The following is a 23,878-nucleotide window of genomic DNA, read 5'->3' as shown; positions in this document are numbered from 1 at the left end:
CGTCGGCTGCGACCTCGGCGCCGCCGGGGCCGACTCAGCGGGGTGGGTCCCCGGAGATCCACTCGCCCCGGCGCATGACGGCCTCCAGCCGGAGGTCCTCCCCCACGACCAGGAGGTCCGCGAGCGCGCCCGCCGTCAGGCTCCCGGCCTCCCCGGCCAGGCCCAGGACGCGGGCCGGGACCACGGTGGCCGAGCGCAGCGCGTCCCCGAGGGGGACACCCGCCGCGACCGTCCGGCGCAGGACCTCCAGCATCGTGGCCGTGCCTCCGGCGATCGAGCCGTTGGAGACCAGGGAGGCCACCCCGTCCTGCACCCGCACCTCCGCCGCACCGAGCGTGTAGGTGCCGTCCGTCAGCCCGGTCGCGGCCATCCCGTCGGTGACCAGCGCGATGCTGTCCGCGCCGGCCAGCTCGAACGCCCACCGCACGATGCCGGGATCCAGGTGGGTGCCGTCCGCGATGAGCTCGACGACGGCCCGGCCCTGCGCCGCGGCGCGCAGGCAGGCCGGCACCGGCCCGGGCGACCGGTGGTGGATGGCGGGCATGGCGTTGAACAGGTGCGTCACCGTGGGCGAGCGGGGCGGGCCGTCCCCGGGGGCATCGCGGAGCAGGCCCTGCAGGTGGCGCAGCGCGTCGTCGACGGTCGCGGTGTCCGCGTCGGTGTGCCCGAGGGAGGGGACTACGCCGTGGTCGACGAGCAGCTCGGCCAGGTCCCGGGAACCGGGCAGCTCCGGGGCGAAGGTCATCGTCCGGAGCGTCCCCGCCGCGGCGGCGACGAGGTCGGCGGCCAGCCCGAGGTCCGGTTCCAGCATCCATGCGGGGTCCTGCGCCCCGCACCGGGCCGTGGACAGGAACGGGCCCTCGAGGTGGATCCCGGCGATCAGCCCCTCCCCGGTGAGCGCCGCCAGCAGCGGCACGGCGCCCAGCAGGTCCTCCCGTGAGGCCGTGACCAGGCTGGCCACGAGCGTCGTGGTGCCCTGGCGGTGGACGTGCTCGAGGGTGGCGCGGATCTCCTCCTCCGCCGAGGAGGAGAAGTCCGCGCCGAAACCACCGTGGCAGTGCACGTCCACGAGTCCCGGCAGCACCGTCTGCCCGGGGCCCAGGACGTGGTGCTCCCCCGGGTCGCCACCGGGGTGGCCGGACCGCGGCCCGGCGTGGACGACGCGATCCCCCTCGACGACCACGAGACCGTCCGGGTGCTCGGTGTGCCCCGTGTGCACGCGGCCCGAGAGGACCGTCCTGCGCGGGGAGTCCTCGGTGACCAAGGGCCTCTCCTCCTTCCGGTGGTGCGGGACGTCGAACCGGCGGGGGGCTACCGGACCAGCCCGTTCGGGGACCGCGGGATCGCGAGGTCGGCGACGATCGGCAGGTGGTCCGACGCGGAGGTGCGCACCACGTGCGCGGCCCGCGGCCGCACGTCCTCGGACACGAGGACGTAGTCGATCCGCAGGCCGGCGTCCTCGCCCGGGGCGCCGTCGGGGGTGAAGGTGTAGGCGTCGTCCTGGCCCAGGGCCGCGAAGACGTCCGTGAACACCTCGAACAGGCCCTGCAGCTCCGGGGCGTCGGGTTCGGCGTTGAGGTCCCCGACGACCACCGCCGGACGCGAGCTCTCGCCGGTGATCTGCAGGATCTCCCGGGCCTGCAGGGCGCGCTGCTCGGCGCGCTGGTGGTCGAGGTGGGTGCTGTAGAACCCGACGTGGTGACCCTTCACGTTGATCACCGCCTCCAGCAGACCGCGCTGCTCGGTGGGCTGCTCCGCGTACTCGATGCTGGTCAGCAGGTGGTTCTCGGAGTCGATGATCGGGTGCTCGCTGAGGATCGCATTGCCGTACCGGCTGTTCTCGGTCCGCCCCTCGGCGGGCGCTGCGTCCAGGTTCGCGCCGTAGACGTAGTGCATGTCCAGGAGCTCCGCGAGGCGGGCCGCCTGGTCCTCGAAGTCGCTGCGCGAGGACCAGGCGTCGTCGACCTCCTGCAGCCCGATCACCTCCGCGCCCGACGCCTCGATCACGGCGGCGGTGCGCTCGAGGTCCAGCACGTCGTCCCCGTCCGCGCCGTGGTGGATGTTGAAGGACATGACGCGGAGGTCGGTGCTGCGGTCCGGGCCGTGGCCCGGGGCCGCCGCGGCGGGGGACGCGCCGAGCGCGCCGGCGGTCACGAGCAGGGCGGCCGCGGATCCCACGGCCATCAGCTTCTTCATCATGAGGTGCTCCTTGTGCAGGGGGTGGGGATGGGTGGTCGTTCGTGGACGGGGAAGAGCCGCCCCTCCGTCAGCAGGTCCGCCAGGGGCACCGGGCTCGCGATCTCGCCGACGAAGCTGCCGTCCACCCCGTTCTGGAAGCCGAAGACGACCCACTGGCCGTCGCGCCTGCGGACCAGCTGGGCGGCGTAGACGCCGGGCACGAAGAAGCTGGAGCTCCGTTCGAGCTCCCACGGTCCGAGCCGGCCGGCGCCGGGGGCGATCCAGGTCCCGGTGCTCGTCTCCGAGAACGGGATGCCGGGCGCCAGCCGCGGGAGGCAGGAGAAGAGGAGCACTGCGGTCCCGTCCACGACCTGGGACTGGACGACCTCCATCTCCCCGAAGCCGGCGGGCGCGGTCAGCGGGGGGCGGACCGTCCAGTGCTCCAGGTCGTCGCTCACGGCGTGGCCGACCACGCCGCGGGCGTCCGGCTCCCCCGTGGCGGCCCGTGCCGTCACGAGCATCTGCCACTGCCGGCTGTCGTCGTCGTAGAAGACGAAGGGGTCCCGCCACGCCTCGTCCGGCCAGGTGCCCTCCCCAAGCTTCTCGTACCAGCGGGGGTCCGCCTCGAGCGGGCCCGCACCGGTGCGCTCCCAGCTGATCAGGTCGTGCGAGACGGCCGATCCGATGCGCTGCCGCAGCCCGTCCTCGGCGCGGCTGACACCGGTGTAGAAGAGGTGCCAGCGGCCGTCGTGGCCCTGGACGGTGCTGCCCGTCCAGGTCGCCATGTCGTCCCACGACGGTTCGTCGGCGGCCACGAGGGCGTCCGGCAGGAGGGTCCAGTTCTCCAGGTCGGACGAGACGGCGTGCCCGATCGAGGCCCGGCGGTGACGCCGGTCGGGGTCCCGCAGGGCGCGGCTGGCCCGCAGGAAGAACAGGTGGTAGTCCTGTCCGTCGTCGGCCAGCCAGCTGTCCCAGACCCAGTGGTCCGCGAGGCGGAACGTCATCCCTCCTCCCGGGGCAGCCGGTGCTCGGCCTCGGCCACGAACCGGTAGTAGTCGGTCAGGACGAGCCGGCTCGCCGCCGCCTCGTCCACCACGACCGTGACCGCCCGGTGGAACTGCAGGACGGACGCCGGGCACATCGCGGACACGGGCCCCTCCACGGCTGCGGCCACCGCGGCGGCCTTGCGCTCGCCCTGGGCGACGAGCAGCACCCGGCGGGCGTCGAGTATCGTGCCCAGCCCCTGGGTCACGCAGTGGGTGGGGACGTGCTCGGGGGCCTCGAAGAACCGGGCGTTGTCGGCACGGGTCCGCGCGGACAGCGCCTTGACCCGGGTGCGGGAGGACAGCGAGGACCCCGGTTCGTTGAAGCCGATGTGGCCGTTGGCGCCGATGCCCAGGATCTGGAGGTCGATGCCGCCGGCGCGGGCGACGGCCTCCTCGTAGTCGCGGCAGGCCGCTCCGAGGTCGCCCCGGGAGCCGTCCGGGACCTGCACCCGGGAAGGGGGCAGACCGAAGGGCCGGGCGAGCTCGCGCTCCAGGACGGCGGCGTAGCCGGCCGGGTGCCCGGAGGGCAGCCCGACGTACTCGTCGAGGGCGAAGCAGCGGAGCCGCGCGAGGTCCAGCAGACCGTGGGCCTGGCGGCGGGCGAGCTCCCGGTAGGCCCCCAGGGGGGACGAGCCCGTGGCCACGCCCAGCACGGTGTCCGGCCGGCGCGAGACCTGCTCGGCGACGAGGTCCGCCGCGCGCGCGTCGACGTCGCCGGCCGTGGGCAGGACGAGCACTTGCATGGGGGTCCTTCCGGACGACGGGTGGAGGCGGGCGGTGCCGGGGCGGTCCGGCTCAGCCCTTGACGGCGGAGCTCGCCACGCCTTCGATGAACCAGCGCTGGAAGACGAGGAACACGACGATCACGGGCACCACCAGGAGCACCCCGAAGGCCATGACCTCGCCCCACGCCGGGGGGAGCTGGCCCGCGAAGACGCTGATCTGGAGGGGCAGGGGGCGCAGGTTCGGCTCGGAGATCATCAGCACCGGCCACAGGAACGCCCCCCACTGGGTCAGGAAGGTCAGCACCGCCACCGACGCGTACGCGGGTTTGCTCATGGGCGCGATGATCTGCCAGAACACCCGCAGCGGCCCGGCGCCGTCCATCCGCGCGGCCTCGTCGATGCTGCGGGGGATGCCGGAGAAGAACGAGTAGAAGAGGAAGATCGACAGGGCGTTGCCGATGAAGGGGACGATCTGGATCCACAGGGTGTTCCGGGCGTCGTTGTAGAGGTAGAACATGGGCACGGCCACGGCCTCGAACGGGACGATGAGCAGCAGCAGGACGCCCAGGAGCACCAGGTTCCTGCCCCGCCAGGTCAGCCGCGACAGGGCGAAGGCCGCCATCGAGTTCACGACCAGCCCGAGCCCCACCACGCAGACCGTGACGGTGACGGACACGAAGAAGAACCGCCACAGGTGGCCGGTGCTGTCCGAGGACAGGCTCGAGGCCACGCCGGTGTAGTTGTGCAGGCCCCACTCGCGCGGGTCGAAGACCTCGAAGCCGGCGAGCGTGCGGGAGGCGGGGGCCAGCGAGGCCGCCACCATGTAGGCGACCGGGGCGAAGAACAGGAGGCTCGTGACGACGAGCACCGCGTAGCGGGGCACGTCCGTCCTGCGGCGGCGGCGGCGGGCGGCGGCGGTCTGCGTCATGTCAGTCCTCCCGTTCGCGGGTGGCGCGGCGCTGGACGAGGGACAGGACCACCACGATCACGAAGAACACCACGGAGATGGCGCTCGCGCGCCCGATGTTGTTCTCGTCGAAGGCGGACGTCACCGCCTCGTACATCACGGTGCGGGTGGCGTCCTCGTTGAGCCCCCCGCCGGAGCGGGCCAGCACGTAGATCTGGTCGAACACGCGCAGCGACAGGATCATCGTGTAGAGCGCCACGAAGACGAGGGTGGTGTTGATCCCGGGCAGGGTGACGTGCACGAAGCGCTGCCACGCACCGGCCCGGTCCAGGCGGGCCGCCTCGTAGAGGTCGGCGGGCACCTGCTGCAGGGCCGCCAGCAGGATCACCATCTGGAAGCCGACGCCCTGCCAGATCGACAGGACGATGACCGAGGCCAGCGCCGTGAGCTCGGAGCCCAGCCAGTCCTGGGCCCCGAAGGCGCCGCCCGAGAAGAACCCGAGCAGGGAGTTGAGGAGGCCGTCGTCCCCGCGGGCGAGGATCAGCCGCCAGATGAGGGCCACCAGGGCGATGGGGAAGACGACGGGGAGGAAGAAGACGGACCGGAAGATCCCGATCCCCCGGACGGTCTTCTGCACGAGCAGGGCCAGCGCGAGCGCGAGGGCGGTCTGCACCGGGACCACCACGGCCGCGAAGACCAGGTTGTGGAGCAGCGCGCTGAGGAACCGGCTGGACACGTCGGGGTCGGTGAAGATCCGGGCGTACTGGGTCAGCCCCATGAAGGCGGGATCGCGCGGGTCGCCGAGCCGGACGTTGTGGAAGGAGAAGCCGATGGCCGCGACGAACGGGACCGCGACGAACAGGACGAGCAGCAGCACGGCGGGACCCGCCATGAGGACCCCGGCGAGCCCGTCCCGCCGGAGCCCCCTGCGGGGCGGTGGAGCCTCTAGCACGTCCGCCGGGGCGGACGCGGGGGCCGCGAGGCCCGGTGTGGTGGTCATGGTGCACTCCTCGCAGGTGCGCGGCGGGGCCGCTGGGCGGCCCCGCCGCGGCGGTCACTCGTCCTGGTAGCCGTTGTTGTCCTCGAAGTCGGCGTCGATGGCCCGCGCCGCGCTGTCGAGCTCCTCCTGCGGGTCCGCTCCGCCCCAGATCGCCGCGAGGGCGCTGCCGTAGGAGCTCGTGACCGTGGGGTAGCCCGGGGTGATGGGCCGCGCCACCGCGATGCACTCCGGGGTGACCTCCTCCGAGCTGCATGCCGAGGCCAGGTTGGACGCGAACAGCCCCAGCGGCCCGCCCTCGCCGTAGAGCTCGCTGCCCTCGAGGGCGCTCGTGGTGCCGGGCACCGCCGCGTTGGCCTCGACCATCGTGGCGATGCTCTCGTCGGAGTGCAGGAAGTCGAGGAAGGCACCGGCCGCGGCCTGGTCGCCGCCGGCCGCCGGCGTCACGCCCCACTGCCAGGAGCCGTGGCCCGCCTTGGTGCCGTTGCCGAGGTCGGGCAGGGGCATGAGGACCAGGTCCTCGCCGAGGGCTTCGCTGAAGGTGGGGTACATCCAGTTGCCCGTCCAGGTCAGGGCGACGTCCCCGTCGGGGAAGGCGGTGCCGCTGGTGTTCGGGTCCGTGTGCTCCTTCCACGAGGCCCACTCCTCGAGGGCCTCCACGTTCTCGGCGCTGTTGAGCACACCCTCCGCCGCGCCGTCCCGGATCAGCGTGCCGCCGTTGGACCACAGGACCGGGGAGGTGGTGAAGGTTCCCCACTCGGCGGCGAAGCCGTTGGCCTCGCCCAGGTCGATCGCGTTGCCCGACGGGCTGACCTCCGCCAGCTTCTGCAGGTTCTGCTCGAACTCCTCCGCCGTCCACGCCTCGTCGGCGGTGGCCGGGGCCTCCACGCCCGCGGCGTCGAGGAGCTGCTGGTTGCCCCACAGCCCGAGCCCGACGTCGAACATGCCGACGGCGTAGGTCTGGTCCTGGTACGTGCCGCTCTCCCGCACGCCCTCGATCCGGTTCTCGAGGGTCTCCTGCGACACCACGTCGTCGAGGGGCACGAGCTTGCGGTCGTAGACGAAGGACGCCATCGTCGGGGCGTCCATCTCCATCACGTCGGGCAGGTCCTCCGCGGCGGTCGCCTGGACGGTGTTGGTGTAGTCCGGCTCGGGGATGAGGGTCAGCTCGACGCTGACGTCCTCCTGCGAGTCGTTGTACTCGGCGACGAGGGCCTCGAGCGCCTCGGCCTCGGCCGCCTGGCCGCTGTGGGCCCAGACCTCGATCACGCCGTCGCCCTCCCCGCTGCCGCTCGCGCTCTCCCCACCGCCGCCGCAGGCGGCCAGCACCACGGCCATCGACAGGCCGGTCCCCAGCACCACGGCCCGGGACCGGCGCCTCGTTCGTGCACTCATGAGCAGTTCCCCTTCTCTCGGCCGCAGTGTTCGCGATCGTCACAGCTGTCGTTCCCCCAGCTTGGACTAGACCAATTTGTGTGTCAATGCTCACACCTCGGGAAACGGTGCCCGCAGGACCGGGCGGCGCGGTCGATATGCTGGCCCCATGAGCGCGGAGCCGCGGGCCGTCCCGAAGTACTACCTGCTCAAGGAGCAGCTCCGGGCGCTCGTGCGGGACGCGACCCCCGGCGCGCTCATCCCCACGGAGCGGGCGCTCGCCGAGCAGTACGCCACCTCCCGGACCACGGTCCGCCAGGCCATCGGCGAGCTCGTGGCGGAAGGGGTGCTGGGCCGGGCCCAGGGCCGGGGGACCTTCGTGGCCCCGCCGCGGTTCACCTACGTCCGCCAGCTCACCTCGTTCAGCGACGACGCCGACGCCCAGGGCCTCGTGAGCTCCTCCACGGTCCTCGACGTGAGCCGCACGGCCGCCGACGACGACGCAGCGGCCCGGCTGCGCGTGCCCGTCGGCGCCGAGCTCGCGCGGGTGGAGCGGATCCGCCTCATCAACGGCGAGCCGCTGGCCCACGAGGTCGCCCTGCTCGCCGGAGCGCTGCCCGGCCTGGCGGCGCACCTGGACCGGACCGGCTCCCTGTACACCGCGCTGCGCCAGGACTACGGCATCGACATCGTGGCGGCCGAGGACACCGTGGAGACCCGGCTCGCCGGCCCGGACGACGTCCGGCTCCTGGGCATCGAGATGGGGGCTCCCCTGCTGCTGATCCACCGGCTCGGGTTCACGGCGGACGACTCCCCCGTGGAGTGGACCCGCTCAGTGTTCCGCGGGGACCGGTTCCGCTTCCTGGCCCGGATGAAGGGCCCGCAGCACTGACCCGCGGGATCGCGGGCGCTCTCGCGGGCGCGGGCGGCGCGTCGGCGGCAGAATGGGAGCAGACCGCCGTCCCCGACCGCTCCGGAGGCTCCCATGACCACGCTGCACGACTTCACCGCCACCACCCTGGACGGGCGCGAGCAGCCGCTGTCCGAGTACGCCGGGAAGGTGGTGCTCGTGGTCAACACCGCGAGCGAGTGCGGGTTCACACCGCAGTACGAGGGCCTCGAGCAGCTGTGGCGGGACTTCCGGCAGGACGGGCTCGTGGTCCTGGGCTTCCCCTGCAACCAGTTCGGGCACCAGGAGCCGGGCAGCGAGGAGGAGATCGCCGACTTCTGCAGCCGCAACTACGGCGTGACGTTCCCGATGTTCGAGAAGGTCGACGTCAACGGCCCCGGCGCCCACCCCCTGTGGTCGTGGCTGCGCGGGGAGCGGGGCGGGATCATGGGCGACGCCATCAAGTGGAACTTCACCAAGTTCCTCGTGGGCCGGGACGGGCGGGTGATCCGCCGCTTCGCCCCGAAGACCTCGCCGGCGCAGCTCGCCGGCAGCATCGAGTCGGCGCTGGCCCACGGGGAGGCGCCCGCCGGGACGGAGTCCGCCGGGACGGGCTGAGGCGGGTCAGCGGCCGGCCATCTCCCGCAGCACGTCCGCGAGCGCGGTCAGGCCCCGCTCCAGCTCCCGGTCGGTGATCACCAGCGGCGGGCTCAGCCGGATGGTGGAGCCGTGGGTGTCCTTGGCGAGGATCCCGTGGGCCACCAGCCGCTCGCAGCACTCCCGGCCGGTGCCGAGCCGCGGATCGATGTCGATCCCGGCCCACAGCCCGCGCCCGCGCACCTCGGTCAGGCCCAGCGGCGCCAGCTCCGCCAGGCCGGCGTGCAGCTTCTCCCCCATGACCCGCGCCCGCTCCTGGGGCTCCCCGGTGGCGAGGAGGGCGACGACGGCGCGGCCGACGGCGCCGGCCAGCGGGTTCCCGCCGAACGTGCTGCCGTGCTGGCCGGGCCGCAGCACCGAGAGCACGTCCGCCCGCCCCACCACCGCGGACACCGGCAGGACTCCCCCGCCCAGGGCCTTGCCCAGCAGGTAGAGGTCCGCCTCCACGTCCTCGTGCTCGCACGCCAGCGTCCGGCCGGTGCGGCCCAGCCCGGACTGGATCTCGTCCGCGACGAGCAGGACGCCGCGCTCGGCCGTGCACCGCCGCACGCCCTTCAGGTACCCCGGCGGCGGCACGATCACCCCGGCCTCGCCCTGGATGGGCTCCAGCAGCACCGCGACGGTGTCCTCGGTGACGGCCGCCTCGAGGGCGGCGAGGTCCCCGAACGGGACGGTCACGAAGCCCGGCGTGTAGGGGCCGTAGTTGCGGTGCGCCTCGTCGTCGTCGGAGAAGCTGATGACCGTGGTGGTGCGGCCGTGGAAGTTCCCCGCCGCCACCACGATCTGCGCCCGGCCCGGGGCCACCCCCTTGCGCTCGTAGCCCCACTTGCGGGCGACCTTGATCGCCGACTCCACGGCCTCGGCGCCGGTGTTCATCGGCAGCATCATGTCCTGGCCGAGCAGCTCGCACAGCTCCCGGGCGAAGGGGCCGAGCTGGTCGTTGTGGACGGCCCGGCTGGTCAGCGTCACGCGCTCCAGCTGGGTCCGGGCCGCCTCGAGGACCGCCGGGTGGCCGTGGCCGAAGTTCAGCGCCGAGTAGCCGGCGAGGAAGTCGAGGTACTCCCGGCCCTCCACGTCCGTGACGGTGGTGCCCTGGGCCCGGGCCGCCACCACGTCCAGCGGGGAGTACGTGCGCGCGGTGTACCGCTCGGCGGTCTCCACGAGTTCCCGCGTGCTCGTGCCGTGAGCGGTGCCGGCCGCGGGGTCGACGAACTGCGTCGGGGCGTGGTTCATGGGGTTTCTCCCGGTTCCTCGCTGGTGTTGTCTGGAGCGTGTGCGGTCCAGCCCATCACGTACAACGCCGCCGGGCCCGCATTACAGTCCCGGCCCCGCGCCGCGCGGCCCGTCCCCGACCTGCAGGAGGAACCGTGTTCCCCGACTTCACCGCCCACGACGTCCCCGTGGCCGACGGCACGATCCACGCCCGCACGCGCGGCGACGGCCCGCCCGTGCTCCTGCTGCACGGCTTCCCGCAGACCCACGCCATGTGGCACCACCTCGCCCCCGTGCTGGCCGAGGAGTTCACCGTGGTCGCCGCCGACCTGCGCGGCTACGGCGGCTCGCGCACGAGCAGCGAGGACCACACCTTCCGGGCGATGGCCGCCGACCAGGTGCAGCTCATGCGGGCGCTGGGCCACGAGCGGTTCTCCGTCGTCGGGCACGACCGCGGCGCCCGGACCGCCCACCGGATGGCGCTCGACGCCCCCGGCGCGGTGGCGTCCGTGGCCCTGCTGGACATCCTGCCCACCCTGGAGGTGTGGCGGTCGATGGACGCGTGGATGGCCCTGCAGTACTACCACTGGGCCTTCCTCGCCCAGGGCGAGGGCCTGCCGCAGACCCTGATCGGCCACGACCCCGTGTACTTCGTGCGCCGGACGCTCCAGGGGCTCAGCGGCACGCAGGTCCCGTTCGACCCGGCGGCGCTCGCCGCCTACGAGGACGCGGCGCGGGATCCCGCCGTGGTCGACGCCTGGTGCCGCGACTACCGCGCGGCCGCCGGCCCGGACCGGGAGATCGACGAGGCGGACGAGCACGAGCAGCGGGACCTGCCCGCCCTCGTCCTGTGGGGCGCCCGGGGGCGGGTCGGCGCGCGGGAGGACCCGCTCGCGCTGTGGCGGCGGCAGTTCCCGCGGGCCACGGGGCGGGCCGTGGACGCGGGCCACTTCCTCGCCGAGGAGCGGCCGGAGGAGGTGGGGGCGGCCGTCCTGGCGCACCTGCGTGCTGCGCGGACGTAGTCGCGGCCCCGGCACGGACACGCGCCGGGCCCCGGCACGGACACGCGCCGGGCCCCGGCACGGACACGCGCCGGGCCCCGGCACGGTGTCCCGTGCCGGGGCCCGGCGGGGCTGGTGCCGGGGTGCGGTCAGCCGTTCTCGTAGCCGGTGATGGCCTCGACCTTGGCCGCCGAGGCGCTGGTGGTGTCGAAGGTGTAGCCCAGCCACTCCTTGGCCAGGCGCCGGGCCAGCTCCAGGCCGACGACCCGCTGGCCCATGCACAGCACCTGGGCGTTGTTGGAGAGCACCGAGCGCTCCACCGAGTAGGAGTCGTGGGCGGTCACCGCCCGGATCCCGGGGACCTTGTTCGCCGAGATCGCCACGCCCAGGCCCGTGCCGCAGATCAGCAGCGCCCGGTCGGCCTCCCCGGAGGCGACCTTCCGGGCGGCCTCGACGGCCACGTGCGGGTAGTCCGTGTTCTCGGTCTTCGAGACGCCGACGTCGACCACGCTCTCCACGCGGTCGTCGGCCTCGAGGTCCCGGCGCAGGGCCTCCTTGTAGTCGAACCCGGCGTCGTCGCCGCCGATCACGATCCGCAGCTTCTTCTCGCTCATCACTTCACCTTTTCCTTGTCGTCGTTCTCGTCGTTGGTGGTCCTCGCGCGGGCCGCCTCAGCGCTCCGCGCGATCTCGAGCAGGCGCAGGTAGCCCTCCAGCCGCCAGGCCGTGCGGCCGACGAACAGGCCGTCCACGTGGTCGATGCCGAGCAGGTCCGCGGCGTTGTCCAGGTTGACCGACCCGCCGTAGAGCAGCCCGCGCACCCGGGACCCCCAGTGCGCACCCAGGGCGGCGAAGGGCTCGGCCAGCTCCGCGACGGTGGCCGGGCGGCCGTGCTCGCCGATCGCCCAGATCGGTTCGTAGGCGATCAGCACCCGGGACAGCTGCTCGGCCTCGAGGCCGGCCAGGGCGCGCTCGACCTGGCCGAGGACGTGCGCGCCGGACCCGCCGGCGGCCTGCACCTCCGCCGGTTCCCCGACGCACAGCAGCGGGACGAGCCCGTGGCCCAGGGTCGCGGCGACCTTGGCGCGGACGGTCTCGTCCGTCTCGCCGAAGTGCTCGCGGCGCTCGGAGTGGCCGATCTCCACGATCCGGGCCCCGGCGTCGGCGACCTGGGGCACGGAGACCTCCCCGGTCCAGGCACCGGCCTCGGCCCAGTGCGCGTTCTGCGCCCCGACCAGCACCCGGGGCTCCTCCGCCAGGACCTGGGCCACCGCGGCGATCGCCGTGGCCGGGGGGATCACGAAGGGCTGCACGTCCCCGAGGTCCCGCCCGGCCAGGGCCTCGGCCAGGCCCCGGGCCCAGTCCGTGGCCTGGGCCAGGGTCTTGTTCATCTTCCAGCTCGTGCCGACCCACACCGTCACGACCGCCTCCTACCGGGCGTCCGGGGTCCGGGCGAAGAGATCGCCCAGGGCGTCCATGAGCACGGAGAAGGACAGCGCCCCGGGGTCCGGGGTGCCCAGGCTCTTGTCGCCCAGCACCTTTGAGCGCCCGCGGCGGGCGGTGATGTCCGCGGTGGCCTCGGCGGCCTCCCGCGCCACGGCGGCGGCCTTCTTCGTGGCGCCCGCCAGGTCGGAGGAGGTCTCGAACTCGGCCAGCAGCGCCTCGCGGAACGGCAGGGCGGCGTCGACCATGGTCTTGTCCCCCGGCTGGGCCCCGCCCAGCCGCACGACCGCGTCGATCCCGGCCACCAGGGCGGCCACCGCCTCGTCCGACCCGGCCCCGGCGGCGTCGTCGAAGACCCCGCCGGCCGCGGTCAGCGCCGCGCCCCACAGGGCACCGGAGGTGCCGCCGGCCTCCTCGGCCCAGGCGTCCCCGGCGCGCAGCAGCACGGTCCGCGCCCCGGCACCGGCCGCGGCCGCGTCCCGGGCGGCCGCCAGCGCGCCCCGGGTCCCGTAGGCCATGCCCTGGCCGTGGTCGCCGTCGCCGGCGATGGCGTCCAGCTTGCCGAAGTGCTCCTCGTGCTCGGCCGCGGTCGCCTCCAGCACCGCCAGGGCCGCCACGACCCGCTCGGCCGCCGACCGGGACTCCGCGGTGGCCTCGGGCACCTCCTCCGCGCCGGGGGTGTGCACCCCGGTCCGCGCCGGCCGCCCGGCCGTGTCCGGGGCACCCCGGCGGAACGCCGGGGTGTCGGCCGGGGCCAGCCAGTAGCGCTCGAGCTCCTCGTCGAGGAACACCACGGTCAGCGAGCACCCTGCCATGTCCAGGCTGGTGACGTGCTCCCCGACCTCCGGGGCCACCACGGTGAGTCCCTTCTCGGCCAGCCGGGCGGCCACCCGGGCGTAGACCACGAACAGCTCCTCGTACTTGACCGTGCCCAGACCGTTGACGAGCACCGCCACCCGCCCCTGGTAGCCGCCCTCGGTCCGCTCGGGCTCCTCCTCCAGCACACCGTCCAGCAGGAGGTCGGCGACCTCGTCGGCGGTGCCCATCGGCACCTCGCGCACGCCGGGCTCGCCGTGGATCCCGAGCCCGATCGCCATCTCCCCGGCCGGCACGTGGAACAGCGCCTCCCCGGCACCGGGCAGGGTGCAGCCCTCGAAGGCCACCCCGAAGGACCGGGTCGCGTCGTTGGCCTTCCACGCCACCCGCTCGGCCTCGTCCAGATCGGCCCCGGCCTCGATCGCCGCCCCGGCGATCTTGAACACCGGCAGGTCCCCGGCGATGCCGCGGCGCTCACGGTGGGCCCCGGCCGGACCCGAGGCGATGTCGTCGGAGACCCGGATGATCCGCACGTCTACGCCCTCGGCGCGCAGCTTCTCCGCGGCCTGCCCGAAGTGCAGCACGTCCCCGGCGTAGTTGCCGAAGCCCAGGACCACGCCCCCGCCGTTCTCCGCCGAGCGCGCCACGGAGTACACCTGGGAGGCCGAGGGCGAGGAGAAGATGTTGCCGCACGGGGCGCCGTGGCCCATCCCCGGCCCGATCCACCCGGCGAACGCCGGGTAGTGCCCCGACCCCCCGCCGATCACCAGCGCCGGCTGACCCGCCGGCGTCTCGGAGGCGCGCACCACCCCGCCGTGGGCGGCCACCACGTGCTCGGGATGGGCGGCCACATAGCCCCGCAGCGCGTCGGACGCGAACTCCGCAGGATCGTTCACAAGAAAAGTCATCGTTCCAGCCTCGTGGTCTCGGAAGGGTGGCCGGGCGGAGCGGCGATCGACGTCGAGCGCCGCTCCGGCCGGCGGGGTGTGCGGTGGCGCCAGCTCAGCCGGCGGGGGCGGACGCGCCGCCCTGCTGGGCGGTCTCCTCGTCGACCGGGCTGGGGCCCAGGTCGTCCAGGAGCTGCCCCATGGCCACGTACGCCTTGTTGCGGTACGCGACGAGGTCGTTCGAGCGCTCGGCGGGGATCTGCAGGAAGCCGGCGCCGGACTTGGTGCCGAGCTTCCCGGCGTCGACGAGGTCCTGGAGCGCCTTGGGCGTGGCGAAGCGCTCGGGGAAGGAGGTCTGCAGGGAGGCGTAGCAGAAGGAGTAGACGTCCAGTCCAGCCATGTCCGCGATCGCGAAGGGGCCGAAGAACGGCAGCCTGAAGCCGAAGGTGGTGCGCACCAGCGTGTCGACGTCCTCGGCGGTGGCGATGCCCTCCTCGACCAGCTGGGCGGCCTCGTGGAAGAGGGCGTACTGCAGGCGGTTGAGCACGAAACCGGTGACGTCCTTGACCACGGCGGACTTCTTGCCGGTCAGCTCGACGATCTCCTGGGCCGCCGCGACCGTCTCGGGCGTGGTGGTCGCGTGCGGGATGACCTCGACGCCGGGGATGAACGGCGCGGGGTTGGAGAAGTGCACCCCGAGGAAACGGCCCGGGTTCTCGACGACCTCGGCGAGCTGGGCGATGGAGATGGTGGAGGTGTTGGAGCCGATCACGGCGTCCGCCGGAGCGGCGTCGCTGATCCGGCGCAGGGTGCCGTGCTTGATGTCGAGCTTCTCCGGGACGGCCTCCTCCACGTAGGAGGCGTCCGCGACGGCCTCCTCGATGCTGGGAGCGGCCCACAGGTTCTCCCGCAGGCGCTCGACCGCGTCCGCCGGGAAGAGCCCGTCGGCGACGAACTGCTCCGCCTCCCCGAGCAGGCGCTCGAGGTTCTTCTCGGCGATCTCCTGCGAGATGTCGGCGAGCGCGACCCGCGCGCCGCCGAGGGCGAGCACCTGGGCGATGCCCCCGCCCATGTATCCCGAACCGACTACTGCTACCGAGCGCTGAGCCATGATCCCCATCTCCTCTGATGTGCACATGTTCTGTCTGTGGGACACGGCGGCATCGGAGCGCGGGTCGCGAGCGACCGCGGGAACCGGATCAGGTCTTCGCCGTGTTTCCTATAGGATCCACGGACCGGAGTGTGGTGTCAACCACACCGGGAGGTGTCGAGGGGTGCGGGAGGGGCCTCAGGCGCTCTCGCTCCGGGCGTCCTGGCCGGCGCTCTCGTGCTCGTGGATGGCCCGCTCCCGCACGCCGCAGATGTGCCCGGCCATGGCGATCCGCGCGGCCGCGGGGTCGCCGCGGCGCAGCGCCTGGAGGATCCGCGCGTGCTCCTCGATGGCGCTCCGCGCGTCCTGCACCCCCAGTCCGCTGAAGAGCCGGAACCGGTGCACGTGCCCGCCGAGGGACTCGTAGGCGCCGAGGACGAACTTGTTGCCGGCCTGCTCCGCGATGAGCCGGTGAAAGCGCTCGTCCGCTTCCCAGTAGGAGCGGTAGTCGGAGAAGTGGGGCCCGTTCGGCGCCTCGCGGAGGTCGTCGATGGACCGCTCGAGGGACTCCAGGAAGGTTGCGTCCGCGCGGCCGCACGCCAGTTCGGCGTTGTACGGCTCGATGAGCAGGCGCGCGTCCATGAGGTCCAGCAGCTCCTCGTGCGTGAGCAGGGGTGCCACGCGGTAGCCGCGCAGCGCGGCGCGGACCACCATGTTCGTGGACTCCAGCCGCGCCAGGGCCTCCCGGACCGGGGTCGGCGAGACGCCCAGCGCGCGCGCCGTGCCGTCGATGCTGATGGGGTCCCCGGACTTCAGGTCACCGTCCATGAGGCGCGCGAGGATCTCCTTGTAGACCTGGTCCGCGAGGATGCTGCGCTGCACCCACGTCCCGCCCGGAACAGTCGTGTCCATGCCGATTTCCTCACTCGCGTCCGCCGTAACAGGCATTGTCCCACGCAGTAGCGGGCGCGGAGGGCGGCCGGACCGCTCCGGACGACGCCCCACCCACTGGACAGTCCACCAATATCCTATAGGGTATTGGCCAATGGCCCGTCGAATGTGGTCCACGCCACAGCACAGGGTGGCCCGCCCGCGTTCTGATCAAAGGTGATTCAGCTATGCACATCCTTCTTCCCGCCGCCACGGCGGACGCGCTCGTCCTGGCGGAAAGGCCCACGTGGGCCCTGCTCGCCATCGCGGTCGCGGCCATCGCCGCGCTGCTCTTCCTGATCATCAAGCTCCGCGTCCACGCGTTCTTCTCCCTGATCATCATCAGCCTGCTCACGGCGCTGGCCGCCGGCATCGGCGTGGCCGACGTCGTGGGCGTGGTGGTCGCGGGGTTCAGCACCACCGTGGGCAACGTGGCCCTGCTCGTGGGCTTCGGCGCGGTGCTCGGCCGCCTGGTCCAGGTCTCGGGCGGCGCCCAGGTGCTCGCCGACGCGATGCTGCGGCGGTTCGGGGAGAAGCGGGCCCCGCTCGCCCTGGCGGTGGCCTCCCTCTTCTACGCGTTCCCGATCTTCCTCGACGCCGGCTTCATCGTGATGCTGCCGATCATCTACACGGTGGCGCGGCGTCTGGGCGGTTCCTTCATGCTCTACGTGCTGCCCTCCATCGGCGCCTTCCTGATGATGCACGCCCTCACCCCGCCGCACCCGGGCCCCACCGCCGCCGCCACGGTGATGGGCGCCGACGTCGGGATGGTCGTGCTCGTCTCGCTCCTGGTCGGCCTGCCCACGTGGTACCTCGCCGGCTACCGGCTCAGCCTGGTCATCGCCAAGCGCTACCCGGACATGCCCGTGCCGAACCTCCTGGGCGAGGTGGAGCTCGAGGACGACATGCCCCGGCCCGGCTTCTGGACGATCATCTTCGTCCTGCTGCTGCCGCTCGTGCTGATCTTCTTCAACACGCTGTTCACCACGCTGGAGGCCAGCGGGTCCGTGGGCGAGGACAACGTCCTGTTCCGGCTGTCCCGGCTCATCGGCAACACCCCGATCGCGCTGCTGATCGCCACGCTGTTCGCGATGTACCTGCTGTACCTGCGGCCGCGGCGCGGCCGCGGCTCGATCGGCGGCGCCCTGGAGGACCTGGTCGACCACGCCCTCGCTCCGGTCTGCTCGATCATCCTCATCACGGGCGCCGGCGGCGCCTTCGGCCGGGTGCTCACCGAGACCGGGATCGGCGGCACCATCGCCGGCGGCCTGGACGCGATGGGGCTCCCGGTGATCCTGGCCGGCTTCCTCGTGGCGATCGCCTTCCGCGTGGCCCAGGGCTCGGCCACCGTGGCCGCGACCACGGCGGGCTCCATCATGGCGCCCGCCGTCGCGGAGCTGGGTCTGTCCGGCGTCGGGCTGGCCGCCATCGTCGTCGGCATCGCGGCGGGCTCCATCACCTTCTCGCACGTCAACGACTCGGGCTTCTGGCTCATCGGCAAGTTCTGCGGCTTCGACACCCTGACCACGCTGAAGACCTGGTCGGTGGTCGGCACCGCGATCGGCTTCATGGCCTTCGCCCTGGCCTGGGTCGTCTACGCCCTGGCCGCGTGAGCCGGCCACGGGCACCACGACCACGCCCGGCATCCACCGCGCGCCCGATGGCCACGCACCTGATCGCCCCGAATTTGATCGCCCCGAAGGAGTTCTCATGACCGATGGACAGTTCCCCGCGCACCGGACGGCGGTGGTCACCGGCGCCGGGGCCGAGCGCGGCATCGGCCGCCACGTCGCCCGCCGCCTGGCACGGGAGGGATGGGCCCTGGCGGTGCTGGACGTCGACGCCGAGGGCGTCCGCTCCTTCGCCGCCGAGCTCGCCGGACGGACGGAGGCCCCGGTGCGCGGCATCCCGGTCGACGTCGCCGACCCCGCCTCCGTGGACGCCGCGTTCGAGGAGATCGACGCCCACCTGCCGCCCGTGCTCGCCGAGGTGAACCTCGCCGGCATCGCCAGCCCCCACTCCTTCTTCGAGCTCACGAAGGACGTCTGGACCCGGGTCATGGACGTCAACGCCACGGGCACGCTGCTCATGATGCAGGCGGCGGCCCGGCGCATGGTCGAGGGCGGCCACGGCGGCCGGATCGTCAACACGTCCTCGATCACCGCCTACGACGGCGGCGGGACGTTCTCGAAGACCGGGTACGCCGCGGCGAAGGCCGCGGTCCTCGGCCTGACCCGCGGCGGCGCCCGGGAGCTGGGAGCGCACGGGATCACCTGCAACGCGCTCGTCCCGGGCCCCATCGACACGGACATCATGGGCGGCGCGCTCACCGAGGACCGCAAGTCCGCCATGTCCGCGGGCATCCCCGCCGGCCGCGTCGGGCAGCCGGAGGACGTGGCCGCCCTCGTCGCCTTCCTGACCAGCCACGAGGCCGGGTTCGTCAACGGCGCCTCGTACTTCATCGACGGCGGCAAGCACATGGTGTGAGCCCGCGCCGCCCCGAGCACCGGTGCCACCGCGCACCCCGGACACCACCCAGCACGGCGCCCGACGAGGCGCCCGACAAGGAGAGAACCATGCCGCACACCCCCGAGACCTGGCCGATCGGCGCCGCCCTGCTGAACTTCACCGGCACCACCGCCGACGGCCGCGACCGCACCACCGCCGGCCCCGAGGCCTGGAAGCAGACGCTGCGCGAGGTCCGCCTCGCGGGCTTCGACCACGTCGACCTCACCGACTCCTGGGTCCGGCCCGCCGACCTCGACACCGACGGCCGCCGCCGGCTGCTCGAGACGGCCCGCTCCTACGACCTCGCCTTCAGCGACATCGCCGTGACCCGCAAGAGCGTGATCACCCCGGACGAGGACCGGGCCCGGGAGAACATGGCCTACACGAAGCGGACCATCGACGCCGCGGCGGACCTCGAGGTGCCCATGGTGTGCCTGGGGCTGCACGACCCGTTCACCGAGCCGCAGAAGCAGGCCACCTGGTTCTGGCTCGCGGAGGGCGCCGAGGACGAGGAGACCCCGGAGAACCGGGAGAAGGCCGCCGCCCGCTTCCGCGAGCTCGGCGAGTACGCCGCCGAGCGTGGGGTCAGCGTGTCGCTGGAGATGTACGAGGGCACCTTCCTCGGCACCGCCGACAGCTCCGTGCAGCTCGTCACCGCCGTGGACCTGCCCAACGTGGGGCTGTGCCCCGACATCGGCAACATCGTCCGCCTGCACCGGGAGGTCGAGGACTGGCGGGAGATGCTGACCAAGATGCTCCCCCACACCAACTACTGGCAGCTCAAGAACTACTTCCGGGACCACGACCCCGCGACCGGTTCCTACGCCTCGGCGCCGGCGCCGCTGGCCCTCGGCTTCATCGACTACCGCGAGGCCATCGGCATGGCCCTGGAGGCCGGCTTCGACGGCCCCATGTGCGTGGAGCACTACGGCGGCGACGGCCTCACGGTGACGGCCATGAACCGGGACTACATCCGGGGGATCCTCGCGGCCAAGCTCCCGGAGGCATGATCCCCGGCAGGACGGACGGAACGGCCCCGGCGCTGCGGCGCAGGGGCCGTTCCGTCGTCGGCGCCGGGCACCGTGACGACGCCGGGCACCGTCCCCGCACCCGCTGACGCAGGGAGCCCCGGGCGCGCTCGCTCTCGGTCGAGAACTCTTCAGCTCACTTACCTTTTGCCGGGACACCCCGTAGCGTGGACCGAGCACGTCATCCGAGCAGCACCCCAGCGAGAAGAAGGAGCACCAGCATGCGAAGGATCCTGTTCATGGTCGGCACCGCGGTCTTCGGCCGCATCATGGCGAAGCGGCGCGAGAACAAGGCCGGGGGCCGCTAGTACCGGAAGCGCCACTCGGTGCGGGAGCGGTAGGTCTGCCCCGGGCGCAGCACCGGGTCGGAGAGCTCCGGCCGGTTCGGCGAGTCCGGGTGGTACTGGGGCTCCAGGGCGATCCCCGCTCCCCGCGGATAGGCGCGCCCGCCGGTGCCGGTGATGGTGCCGTCCAGGGCGTTGCCCGTGTACACCTGCAGGGCCGGCTGGTCGGTCCACAGCTCCACGGACCGCCCGCTCGCCGGGTGCTCCAGCCGGGCGGCGGCGCGCAGCCCGGTGCCGCGCAGGTGGAAGGAGTGGTCGATCCCGCCCACGGCCGCGATCTGCGGGTGCTCCGCCCGCACCCGGTCCCCGAGCCGGGCGGGGGCGGTGAGGTCCAGCGGCGTCCCGCGCACGGCGGCGAGGCCGTCCAGCGGCACCCCGTCCCGGCCGACCGGCAGGTACCGGTCGGCCTCGACGGTGAGCGTGTGGTCGTCGACCGTCCCCGACCCCTCCCCGGCGAGGTTGAGGTAGACGTGGCTCGCGGGCCCGACCACGGTCGGGGCGTCGGTGCGGGCCTCCAGGTCCAGAGCGAGGACGTCGTCCGTGACGGCGTACCGGGCCCGGAGGACCACTTCGCCGGGAAAGCCCTGGTCACCGTCCGGGCTGACCAGCTCCAGCACCAGGACGTCGCGGCTCGCGGAGACCGTCCGCCAGGTGCGGCGGTGGAATCCGTCGGGGCCGCCGTGCAGGGTGTTGCCGCCCTCGTTGGCCGCCAGTTCCACGGTGGTCCCGTCGAGGTCGAAGCGGGCCCCGGCGATCCGGTTGGCGCAGCGGCCGACCACCGCCCCCAGGAAGGCCTCCGGGGGTGCCGCGCAGCCGGCGGCGTCCGGGTGCCCCAGCACCACGTTGGTGCCGGGGCCCCCGGCCGGGCCGGGCAGGTGCAGGGCCTGGACCGCGGCGCCGAGGTCGAGCACGCGCAGGCTCAGCCCGCCCGGGGTAGCGAGGGTGTGCGCGGTGACCTCCCGACCGTCGGGCAGCGTCCCGAAGGACCGCGGGGCGGGCGCGGTCATTTGAGCGCGTTCGAGGCGCGGCGCTTGTTGAACACGTCGAACCCGACCGCCAGCAGGAGCACCAGGCCCTTGATGAACTGCTGGTAGTCGATGCCCACGCCCATGAGGGACATGCCGTTGTTGAGCACGCCCATGATCAGACCGCCGGTGATGGCGCCGATGATGGTGCCCACGCCACCGGTCACGGCGGCGCCGCCGATGAAGGCCGCGGCGATCGCGTCCAGCTCGAACAGGTTTCCGGCGCCCGGCCCGGCGGAGTTGAGCCGGCCGGTGAACACCAGCCCGGCCAGCGCGGCCAGCACGCCCATGTTGACGAAGAGCAGGAAGTCGACGCGCTTGGTGTTCACACCGGACAGCTGGGCTGCCTGGAGGTTGCCGCCGCGGGCGTACACGTGGCGGCCGAACACCGTCCGGTTCATGACGGCGCTGTAGGCGACCACCAGCACGCCGAGGACCACGAGCACGATCGGCGTCCCGCCGCGCGAGCTGGCCAGCAGGAAGGTGAGCGCGAGGATGACGACGACGCCGAAGACCAGCCGCGTGAGGAACCAGGCGCGCGGCTCGTCCTCGAGGTGGAGCTTCGCCCGGTTGGCCCGGCCCCGGAGCTGGCTCAGCACGAGCATGGCCGTGGCGATCAGGCCGATGCCCACCGTGGTCCAGTCCAGGATGTTGGTCGCCGGCGGGAACAGCCCCGGGAAGAGGGAGCCGCCGCCGAGCTGGCGGTACTCCGGCGGGAAGCCGGTGATCCGCTGGTTCTCGAGCACGATCTGCGTCAGCCCGCGGAAGACCAGCATGCCGGCGAGGGTCACGATGAAGGCGGGGATCCCGATGTAGGCCACCCAGAAGCCCTGCCAGGCGCCCACGAGGGCACCGACCGCGAGGGCGGCGAGGAGGGCCACCCACCACGGCAGGCTCCAGTCCCGGATCATGATCCCGGACATGGCGCCCACGAACGCGGCCACCGAGCCGACCGAGAGGTCGATGTGCCCGGCCACGATGATCATGACCATGCCGATCGCCAGCAGCAGGATGTAGCTGTTCTGGACGATGATGTTGTAGACGTTGTCCGGCTGCAGCAGCGCGCCGCCGGTCAGGGCCTGGAACAGCGTCACGATCACCAGCAGGGCCAGGAAGATGCCGATCTGGCGGAGCCGGCTCATGAGGAACCGGCCGGCGCCGGCCACGGTGGAGGCCTTCTGCGGGCCCCGGCTGTCGAGAGCCCGGTCCTCGTCGACGAGGGTGGAAGCCATGGGTCAGTCCTTTTCCTTGGTCATGTGCTGCATGAGTCGTTCGGGGGTGGCCTCGGCGATGGGCACCTCGGCGGTGATCCGGCCCTCGGCGAGCGTGTAGATCCGGTCGCAGATCCCCAGCAGCTCCGGCAGTTCGGAGGAGATGACCAGCACCGCCTTCCCCTGTGCGGCCAGCCTGTTGATGATCGTGTAGATCTCGTACTTCGCCCCCACGTCGATGCCCCGGGTGGGCTCGTCGAGGATGAGCACGTCGGGGTCGGCGAACATCCACTTGGACAGGACGACCTTCTGCTGGTTGCCGCCGGAGAGCTTGCCGGTGATCGAGGACACCGAGGGCGCCTTGATGTTCATGCTGGTGCGGTAGTCCTGCGCCACGAGCGTCTCGCGCCCGCCGTCGACCCAGCCCGCGGACGTGAGCTTGCCCAGCGCCGCCGAGGAGATGTTCCGCTTGATGTCGTCGATGAGGTTGAGCCCGTAGCGCTTGCGGTCCTCCGTGGCGTAGGCGATGCCGTGCCGGATCGCCTCGCTGACGGTCCGCGCCGTGATCTCCTCGCCGTTCTTGTACATCCGCCCGGTGATGTTGGACCCGTAGCTGCGCCCGAAGATGCTCATGGCCAGCTCCGTGCGCCCGGCGCCCATCAGCCCGGCGATGCCCACGATCTCGCCCGCCCGCACGGACAGGTGCGCGTTGTCCACCACCACCCGCAAGTGCTCCCGGGGGTGGTGCACGGTCCAGTCCTCGACGCGGAGCACCTCCGCGCCGATGTCGGGGACCCGCTCGGGGTACCGGTTCGTGAGCTCGCGGCCCACCATGCCCTTGATGATCCGGTCCTCGGTGACCGACCCGTCGTGCAGGCTGAGGGTCTCGATGGTCTGCCCGTCGCGCAGGATCGTCACGGAGTCGGCGATCGCCCGGATCTCGTTGAGCTTGTGGCTGATGATGATGCAGGTGATCCCGTCCTCGCGCAGCCCGCGGACCAGGCCCAGAAGGTGCGCGGAGTCCTCGTCGTTGAGGGCGGCCGTGGGCTCGTCGAGGATGAGCAGCTTCACGTCCTTGGAGAGCGCCTTCGCGATCTCCACGAGCTGCTGCTTGCCCACCCCGATGTCCCCGGCCGGGACGCTGGGGTTCACGTCGAGGCCCACGCGCCGGAGCAGGTCGGCGGCCCTGGCGTTGGTCTCGTTCCAGTTGATGAACCCGCGGGTGGCGCGCTCGTTGCCGAGGAAGATGTTCTCGGCGACGGACAGGAACGGGGACAGGGCCAGCTCCTGGTGGATGATGACCACCCCGCTGCGCTCGCTGTCCTTGATGTCCCGGAAGGAGACGGTCTCGCCCTCCAGGACGATGTCCCCCTCGTAGGTGCCGTGCGGGTACACGCCGGACAGGACCTTCATGAGGGTGGACTTGCCGGCGCCGTTCTCCCCGCAGATCGCGTGGACCTCGCCGCGGGCGACGGCCAGGGTGACGTCCTGCAGCGCCTTGACGCCGGGGAAGGACTTGCTGATCCGGCGCATCTCCAGAACGTGCTCGCTCATGCGGGCCTCCTCGTCTCGAGCTGGTGGGTGGGTGGACGGGACGGACCGGCCGGGCGG

General features: G+C 72.8%; 22 protein-coding genes. 6 read left to right on the top strand and 16 right to left on the bottom strand.

Going from position 1 to position 23,878, the window contains the following annotated elements:
* Window positions 1-34: 34 nt before the first annotated feature.
* From nagA to ACZ2G1_RS13820, 7 genes are read right to left on the bottom strand one after another with little or no spacing between them, the layout of a single operon-like run.
* Window positions 35-1,264, bottom strand: coding sequence for an N-acetylglucosamine-6-phosphate deacetylase (gene nagA / locus ACZ2G1_RS13850; protein ID WP_470377015.1), 1,230 nt, complete (start codon window positions 1,262-1,264; stop codon window positions 35-37).
* A 47-nt stretch (window positions 1,265-1,311) separates the two neighbouring features.
* Window positions 1,312-2,199 carry an endonuclease/exonuclease/phosphatase family protein gene (locus ACZ2G1_RS13845; RefSeq protein ID WP_470377014.1) on the bottom strand — a complete coding sequence of 296 codons (888 nt, stop codon included), beginning with the start codon at window positions 2,197-2,199 and terminating at the stop codon, window positions 1,312-1,314.
* Window positions 2,196-3,182, bottom strand: coding sequence for a family 43 glycosylhydrolase (locus ACZ2G1_RS13840; RefSeq protein WP_470377013.1), 987 nt, complete (start codon window positions 3,180-3,182; stop codon window positions 2,196-2,198). Before ACZ2G1_RS13840 ends, ACZ2G1_RS13845 begins: the two co-directional genes overlap by 4 nt.
* Window positions 3,179-3,967 (bottom strand): glucosamine-6-phosphate deaminase, encoded by a 789-nt coding sequence (gene nagB, locus ACZ2G1_RS13835; RefSeq protein WP_470377012.1) that lies wholly within the window; start codon window positions 3,965-3,967, stop codon window positions 3,179-3,181. Before nagB ends, ACZ2G1_RS13840 begins: the two co-directional genes overlap by 4 nt.
* 52 nt (window positions 3,968-4,019) lie before the next feature.
* A complete protein-coding gene (locus ACZ2G1_RS13830; RefSeq protein WP_095650204.1) occupies window positions 4,020-4,877 on the bottom strand; it encodes a carbohydrate ABC transporter permease in 858 nt (285 codons plus the stop codon).
* Between the two features lies 1 nt (window position 4,878).
* Window positions 4,879-5,856, bottom strand: a complete 978-nt coding sequence (locus ACZ2G1_RS13825; protein WP_017833587.1) for a carbohydrate ABC transporter permease — start codon at window positions 5,854-5,856, stop codon at window positions 4,879-4,881.
* Between the two features lie 54 nt (window positions 5,857-5,910).
* Window positions 5,911-7,248 carry an ABC transporter substrate-binding protein gene (locus ACZ2G1_RS13820; RefSeq protein ID WP_470377011.1) on the bottom strand — a complete coding sequence of 446 codons (1,338 nt, stop codon included), beginning with the start codon at window positions 7,246-7,248 and terminating at the stop codon, window positions 5,911-5,913.
* A 148-nt stretch (window positions 7,249-7,396) separates the two neighbouring features.
* On the opposite strand from ACZ2G1_RS13820, the gene ACZ2G1_RS13815 reads away from it, so the two are divergent.
* On the top strand, window positions 7,397-8,119 hold the full coding sequence (locus tag ACZ2G1_RS13815; RefSeq protein ID WP_035923531.1) for a GntR family transcriptional regulator: 723 nt from the start codon (window positions 7,397-7,399) through the stop codon (window positions 8,117-8,119).
* 93 nt (window positions 8,120-8,212) lie between these two features.
* Entirely contained in the window at window positions 8,213-8,734 is a 522-nt protein-coding gene (locus ACZ2G1_RS13810; protein ID WP_109268397.1) for a glutathione peroxidase, read from the top strand.
* A 6-nt stretch (window positions 8,735-8,740) separates the two neighbouring features.
* On the opposite strand, the gene rocD is transcribed toward ACZ2G1_RS13810, so the two are convergent.
* Entirely contained in the window at window positions 8,741-10,006 is a 1,266-nt protein-coding gene (gene rocD / locus ACZ2G1_RS13805) for an ornithine--oxo-acid transaminase (RefSeq protein WP_470377010.1), read from the bottom strand.
* A gap of 134 nt (window positions 10,007-10,140) precedes the next feature.
* Between rocD and ACZ2G1_RS13800 the strand changes: the two genes are divergently transcribed.
* Complete coding sequence (locus ACZ2G1_RS13800) at window positions 10,141-11,007, top strand: alpha/beta fold hydrolase (protein ID WP_426120057.1); 867 nt, start codon at window positions 10,141-10,143, stop codon at window positions 11,005-11,007.
* Window positions 11,008-11,135: 128 nt separating this feature from the next.
* On the opposite strand, the gene ACZ2G1_RS13795 is transcribed toward ACZ2G1_RS13800, so the two are convergent.
* The 5 genes from ACZ2G1_RS13795 to ACZ2G1_RS13775 form a co-directional block, all read right to left on the bottom strand.
* Window positions 11,136-11,600: a ribose-5-phosphate isomerase gene (locus ACZ2G1_RS13795; RefSeq protein WP_017833593.1), complete on the bottom strand. Its 465-nt coding sequence runs from the start codon at window positions 11,598-11,600 to the stop codon at window positions 11,136-11,138.
* Complete coding sequence (locus tag ACZ2G1_RS13790) at window positions 11,600-12,406, bottom strand: triose-phosphate isomerase (protein ID WP_426120058.1); 807 nt, start codon at window positions 12,404-12,406, stop codon at window positions 11,600-11,602. The genes ACZ2G1_RS13795 and ACZ2G1_RS13790 overlap by 1 nt, the downstream gene beginning before the upstream one ends.
* Window positions 12,407-12,415: 9 nt before the next feature.
* On the bottom strand, window positions 12,416-14,152 hold the full coding sequence (locus ACZ2G1_RS13785) for a dihydroxyacetone kinase family protein (protein ID WP_426120059.1): 1,737 nt from the start codon (window positions 14,150-14,152) through the stop codon (window positions 12,416-12,418).
* Window positions 14,153-14,246: 94 nt separating this feature from the next.
* Window positions 14,247-15,242 carry a 3-hydroxyacyl-CoA dehydrogenase family protein gene (locus tag ACZ2G1_RS13780; protein ID WP_115163651.1) on the bottom strand — a complete coding sequence of 332 codons (996 nt, stop codon included), beginning with the start codon at window positions 15,240-15,242 and terminating at the stop codon, window positions 14,247-14,249.
* Between the two features lie 177 nt (window positions 15,243-15,419).
* Window positions 15,420-16,133, bottom strand: a complete 714-nt coding sequence (locus tag ACZ2G1_RS13775) for a GntR family transcriptional regulator (protein WP_017833597.1) — start codon at window positions 16,131-16,133, stop codon at window positions 15,420-15,422.
* 206 nt (window positions 16,134-16,339) lie between these two features.
* Between ACZ2G1_RS13775 and ACZ2G1_RS13770 the strand changes: the two genes are divergently transcribed.
* The 3 genes from ACZ2G1_RS13770 (at window position 16,340) to ACZ2G1_RS13760 (ending at window position 19,669) form a co-directional block, all read left to right on the top strand.
* Window positions 16,340-17,764, top strand: coding sequence for a GntP family permease (locus ACZ2G1_RS13770; RefSeq protein ID WP_017833598.1), 1,425 nt, complete (start codon window positions 16,340-16,342; stop codon window positions 17,762-17,764).
* 97 nt (window positions 17,765-17,861) lie between these two features.
* Window positions 17,862-18,638 (top strand): SDR family NAD(P)-dependent oxidoreductase, encoded by a 777-nt coding sequence (locus tag ACZ2G1_RS13765; RefSeq protein WP_470377009.1) that lies wholly within the window; start codon window positions 17,862-17,864, stop codon window positions 18,636-18,638.
* Between the two features lie 89 nt (window positions 18,639-18,727).
* Window positions 18,728-19,669, top strand: coding sequence for a sugar phosphate isomerase/epimerase family protein (locus ACZ2G1_RS13760; protein WP_115163405.1), 942 nt, complete (start codon window positions 18,728-18,730; stop codon window positions 19,667-19,669).
* A 322-nt stretch (window positions 19,670-19,991) separates the two neighbouring features.
* Here the strand turns inward: ACZ2G1_RS13760 and ACZ2G1_RS13755 are convergent, their stop codons facing one another.
* From ACZ2G1_RS13755 to mmsA, 3 genes are all read right to left on the bottom strand, one after another.
* Window positions 19,992-21,038, bottom strand: a complete 1,047-nt coding sequence (locus ACZ2G1_RS13755) for an aldose epimerase family protein (RefSeq protein WP_176337000.1) — start codon at window positions 21,036-21,038, stop codon at window positions 19,992-19,994.
* Window positions 21,035-22,198 (bottom strand): multiple monosaccharide ABC transporter permease, encoded by a 1,164-nt coding sequence (gene mmsB / locus ACZ2G1_RS13750; protein ID WP_095650319.1) that lies wholly within the window; start codon window positions 22,196-22,198, stop codon window positions 21,035-21,037. Before mmsB ends, ACZ2G1_RS13755 begins: the two co-directional genes overlap by 4 nt.
* 93 nt (window positions 22,199-22,291) lie before the next feature.
* On the bottom strand, window positions 22,292-23,821 hold the full coding sequence (mmsA, locus tag ACZ2G1_RS13745; protein WP_470377008.1) for a multiple monosaccharide ABC transporter ATP-binding protein: 1,530 nt from the start codon (window positions 23,819-23,821) through the stop codon (window positions 22,292-22,294).
* Window positions 23,822-23,878: the final 57 nt, after the last annotated feature.

The organism is Kocuria sp. KKT182 (genome assembly GCF_055635395.1).
This window is presented reverse-complemented; position numbering and strand designations above follow the sequence as displayed.

Excerpts from the sequence above, each read along its gene's own strand:
- ACZ2G1_RS13845 (WP_470377014.1), bottom strand. The coding sequence starts at position 2,199 with ATGATGAAGAAGCTGATGGCCGTGGGATCCGCGGCCGCCCTGCTCGTG.
- ACZ2G1_RS13840 (WP_470377013.1), bottom strand. The coding sequence starts at position 3,182 with ATGACGTTCCGCCTCGCGGACCACTGGGTCTGGGACAGCTGGCTGGCC.
- nagB (WP_470377012.1), bottom strand. The coding sequence starts at position 3,967 with ATGCAAGTGCTCGTCCTGCCCACGGCCGGCGACGTCGACGCGCGCGCG.
- ACZ2G1_RS13830 (WP_095650204.1), bottom strand. The coding sequence starts at position 4,877 with ATGACGCAGACCGCCGCCGCCCGCCGCCGCCGCCGCAGGACGGACGTG.
- ACZ2G1_RS13825 (WP_017833587.1), bottom strand. The coding sequence starts at position 5,856 with ATGACCACCACACCGGGCCTCGCGGCCCCCGCGTCCGCCCCGGCGGAC.
- ACZ2G1_RS13820 (WP_470377011.1), bottom strand. The coding sequence starts at position 7,248 with ATGAGTGCACGAACGAGGCGCCGGTCCCGGGCCGTGGTGCTGGGGACC.
- ACZ2G1_RS13815 (WP_035923531.1), top strand. The coding sequence starts at position 7,397 with ATGAGCGCGGAGCCGCGGGCCGTCCCGAAGTACTACCTGCTCAAGGAG.
- ACZ2G1_RS13810 (WP_109268397.1), top strand. The coding sequence starts at position 8,213 with ATGACCACGCTGCACGACTTCACCGCCACCACCCTGGACGGGCGCGAG.
- rocD (WP_470377010.1), bottom strand. The coding sequence starts at position 10,006 with ATGAACCACGCCCCGACGCAGTTCGTCGACCCCGCGGCCGGCACCGCT.
- ACZ2G1_RS13795 (WP_017833593.1), bottom strand. The coding sequence starts at position 11,600 with ATGAGCGAGAAGAAGCTGCGGATCGTGATCGGCGGCGACGACGCCGGG.
- ACZ2G1_RS13785 (WP_426120059.1), bottom strand. The coding sequence starts at position 14,152 with ATGACTTTTCTTGTGAACGATCCTGCGGAGTTCGCGTCCGACGCGCTG.
- ACZ2G1_RS13780 (WP_115163651.1), bottom strand. The coding sequence starts at position 15,242 with ATGGCTCAGCGCTCGGTAGCAGTAGTCGGTTCGGGATACATGGGCGGG.
- ACZ2G1_RS13775 (WP_017833597.1), bottom strand. The coding sequence starts at position 16,133 with ATGGACACGACTGTTCCGGGCGGGACGTGGGTGCAGCGCAGCATCCTC.
- ACZ2G1_RS13770 (WP_017833598.1), top strand. The coding sequence starts at position 16,340 with ATGCACATCCTTCTTCCCGCCGCCACGGCGGACGCGCTCGTCCTGGCG.
- ACZ2G1_RS13765 (WP_470377009.1), top strand. The coding sequence starts at position 17,862 with ATGACCGATGGACAGTTCCCCGCGCACCGGACGGCGGTGGTCACCGGC.
- ACZ2G1_RS13760 (WP_115163405.1), top strand. The coding sequence starts at position 18,728 with ATGCCGCACACCCCCGAGACCTGGCCGATCGGCGCCGCCCTGCTGAAC.
- ACZ2G1_RS13755 (WP_176337000.1), bottom strand. The coding sequence starts at position 21,038 with ATGACCGCGCCCGCCCCGCGGTCCTTCGGGACGCTGCCCGACGGTCGG.
- mmsB (WP_095650319.1), bottom strand. The coding sequence starts at position 22,198 with ATGAGCCGGCTCCGCCAGATCGGCATCTTCCTGGCCCTGCTGGTGATC.
- mmsA (WP_470377008.1), bottom strand. The coding sequence starts at position 23,821 with ATGAGCGAGCACGTTCTGGAGATGCGCCGGATCAGCAAGTCCTTCCCC.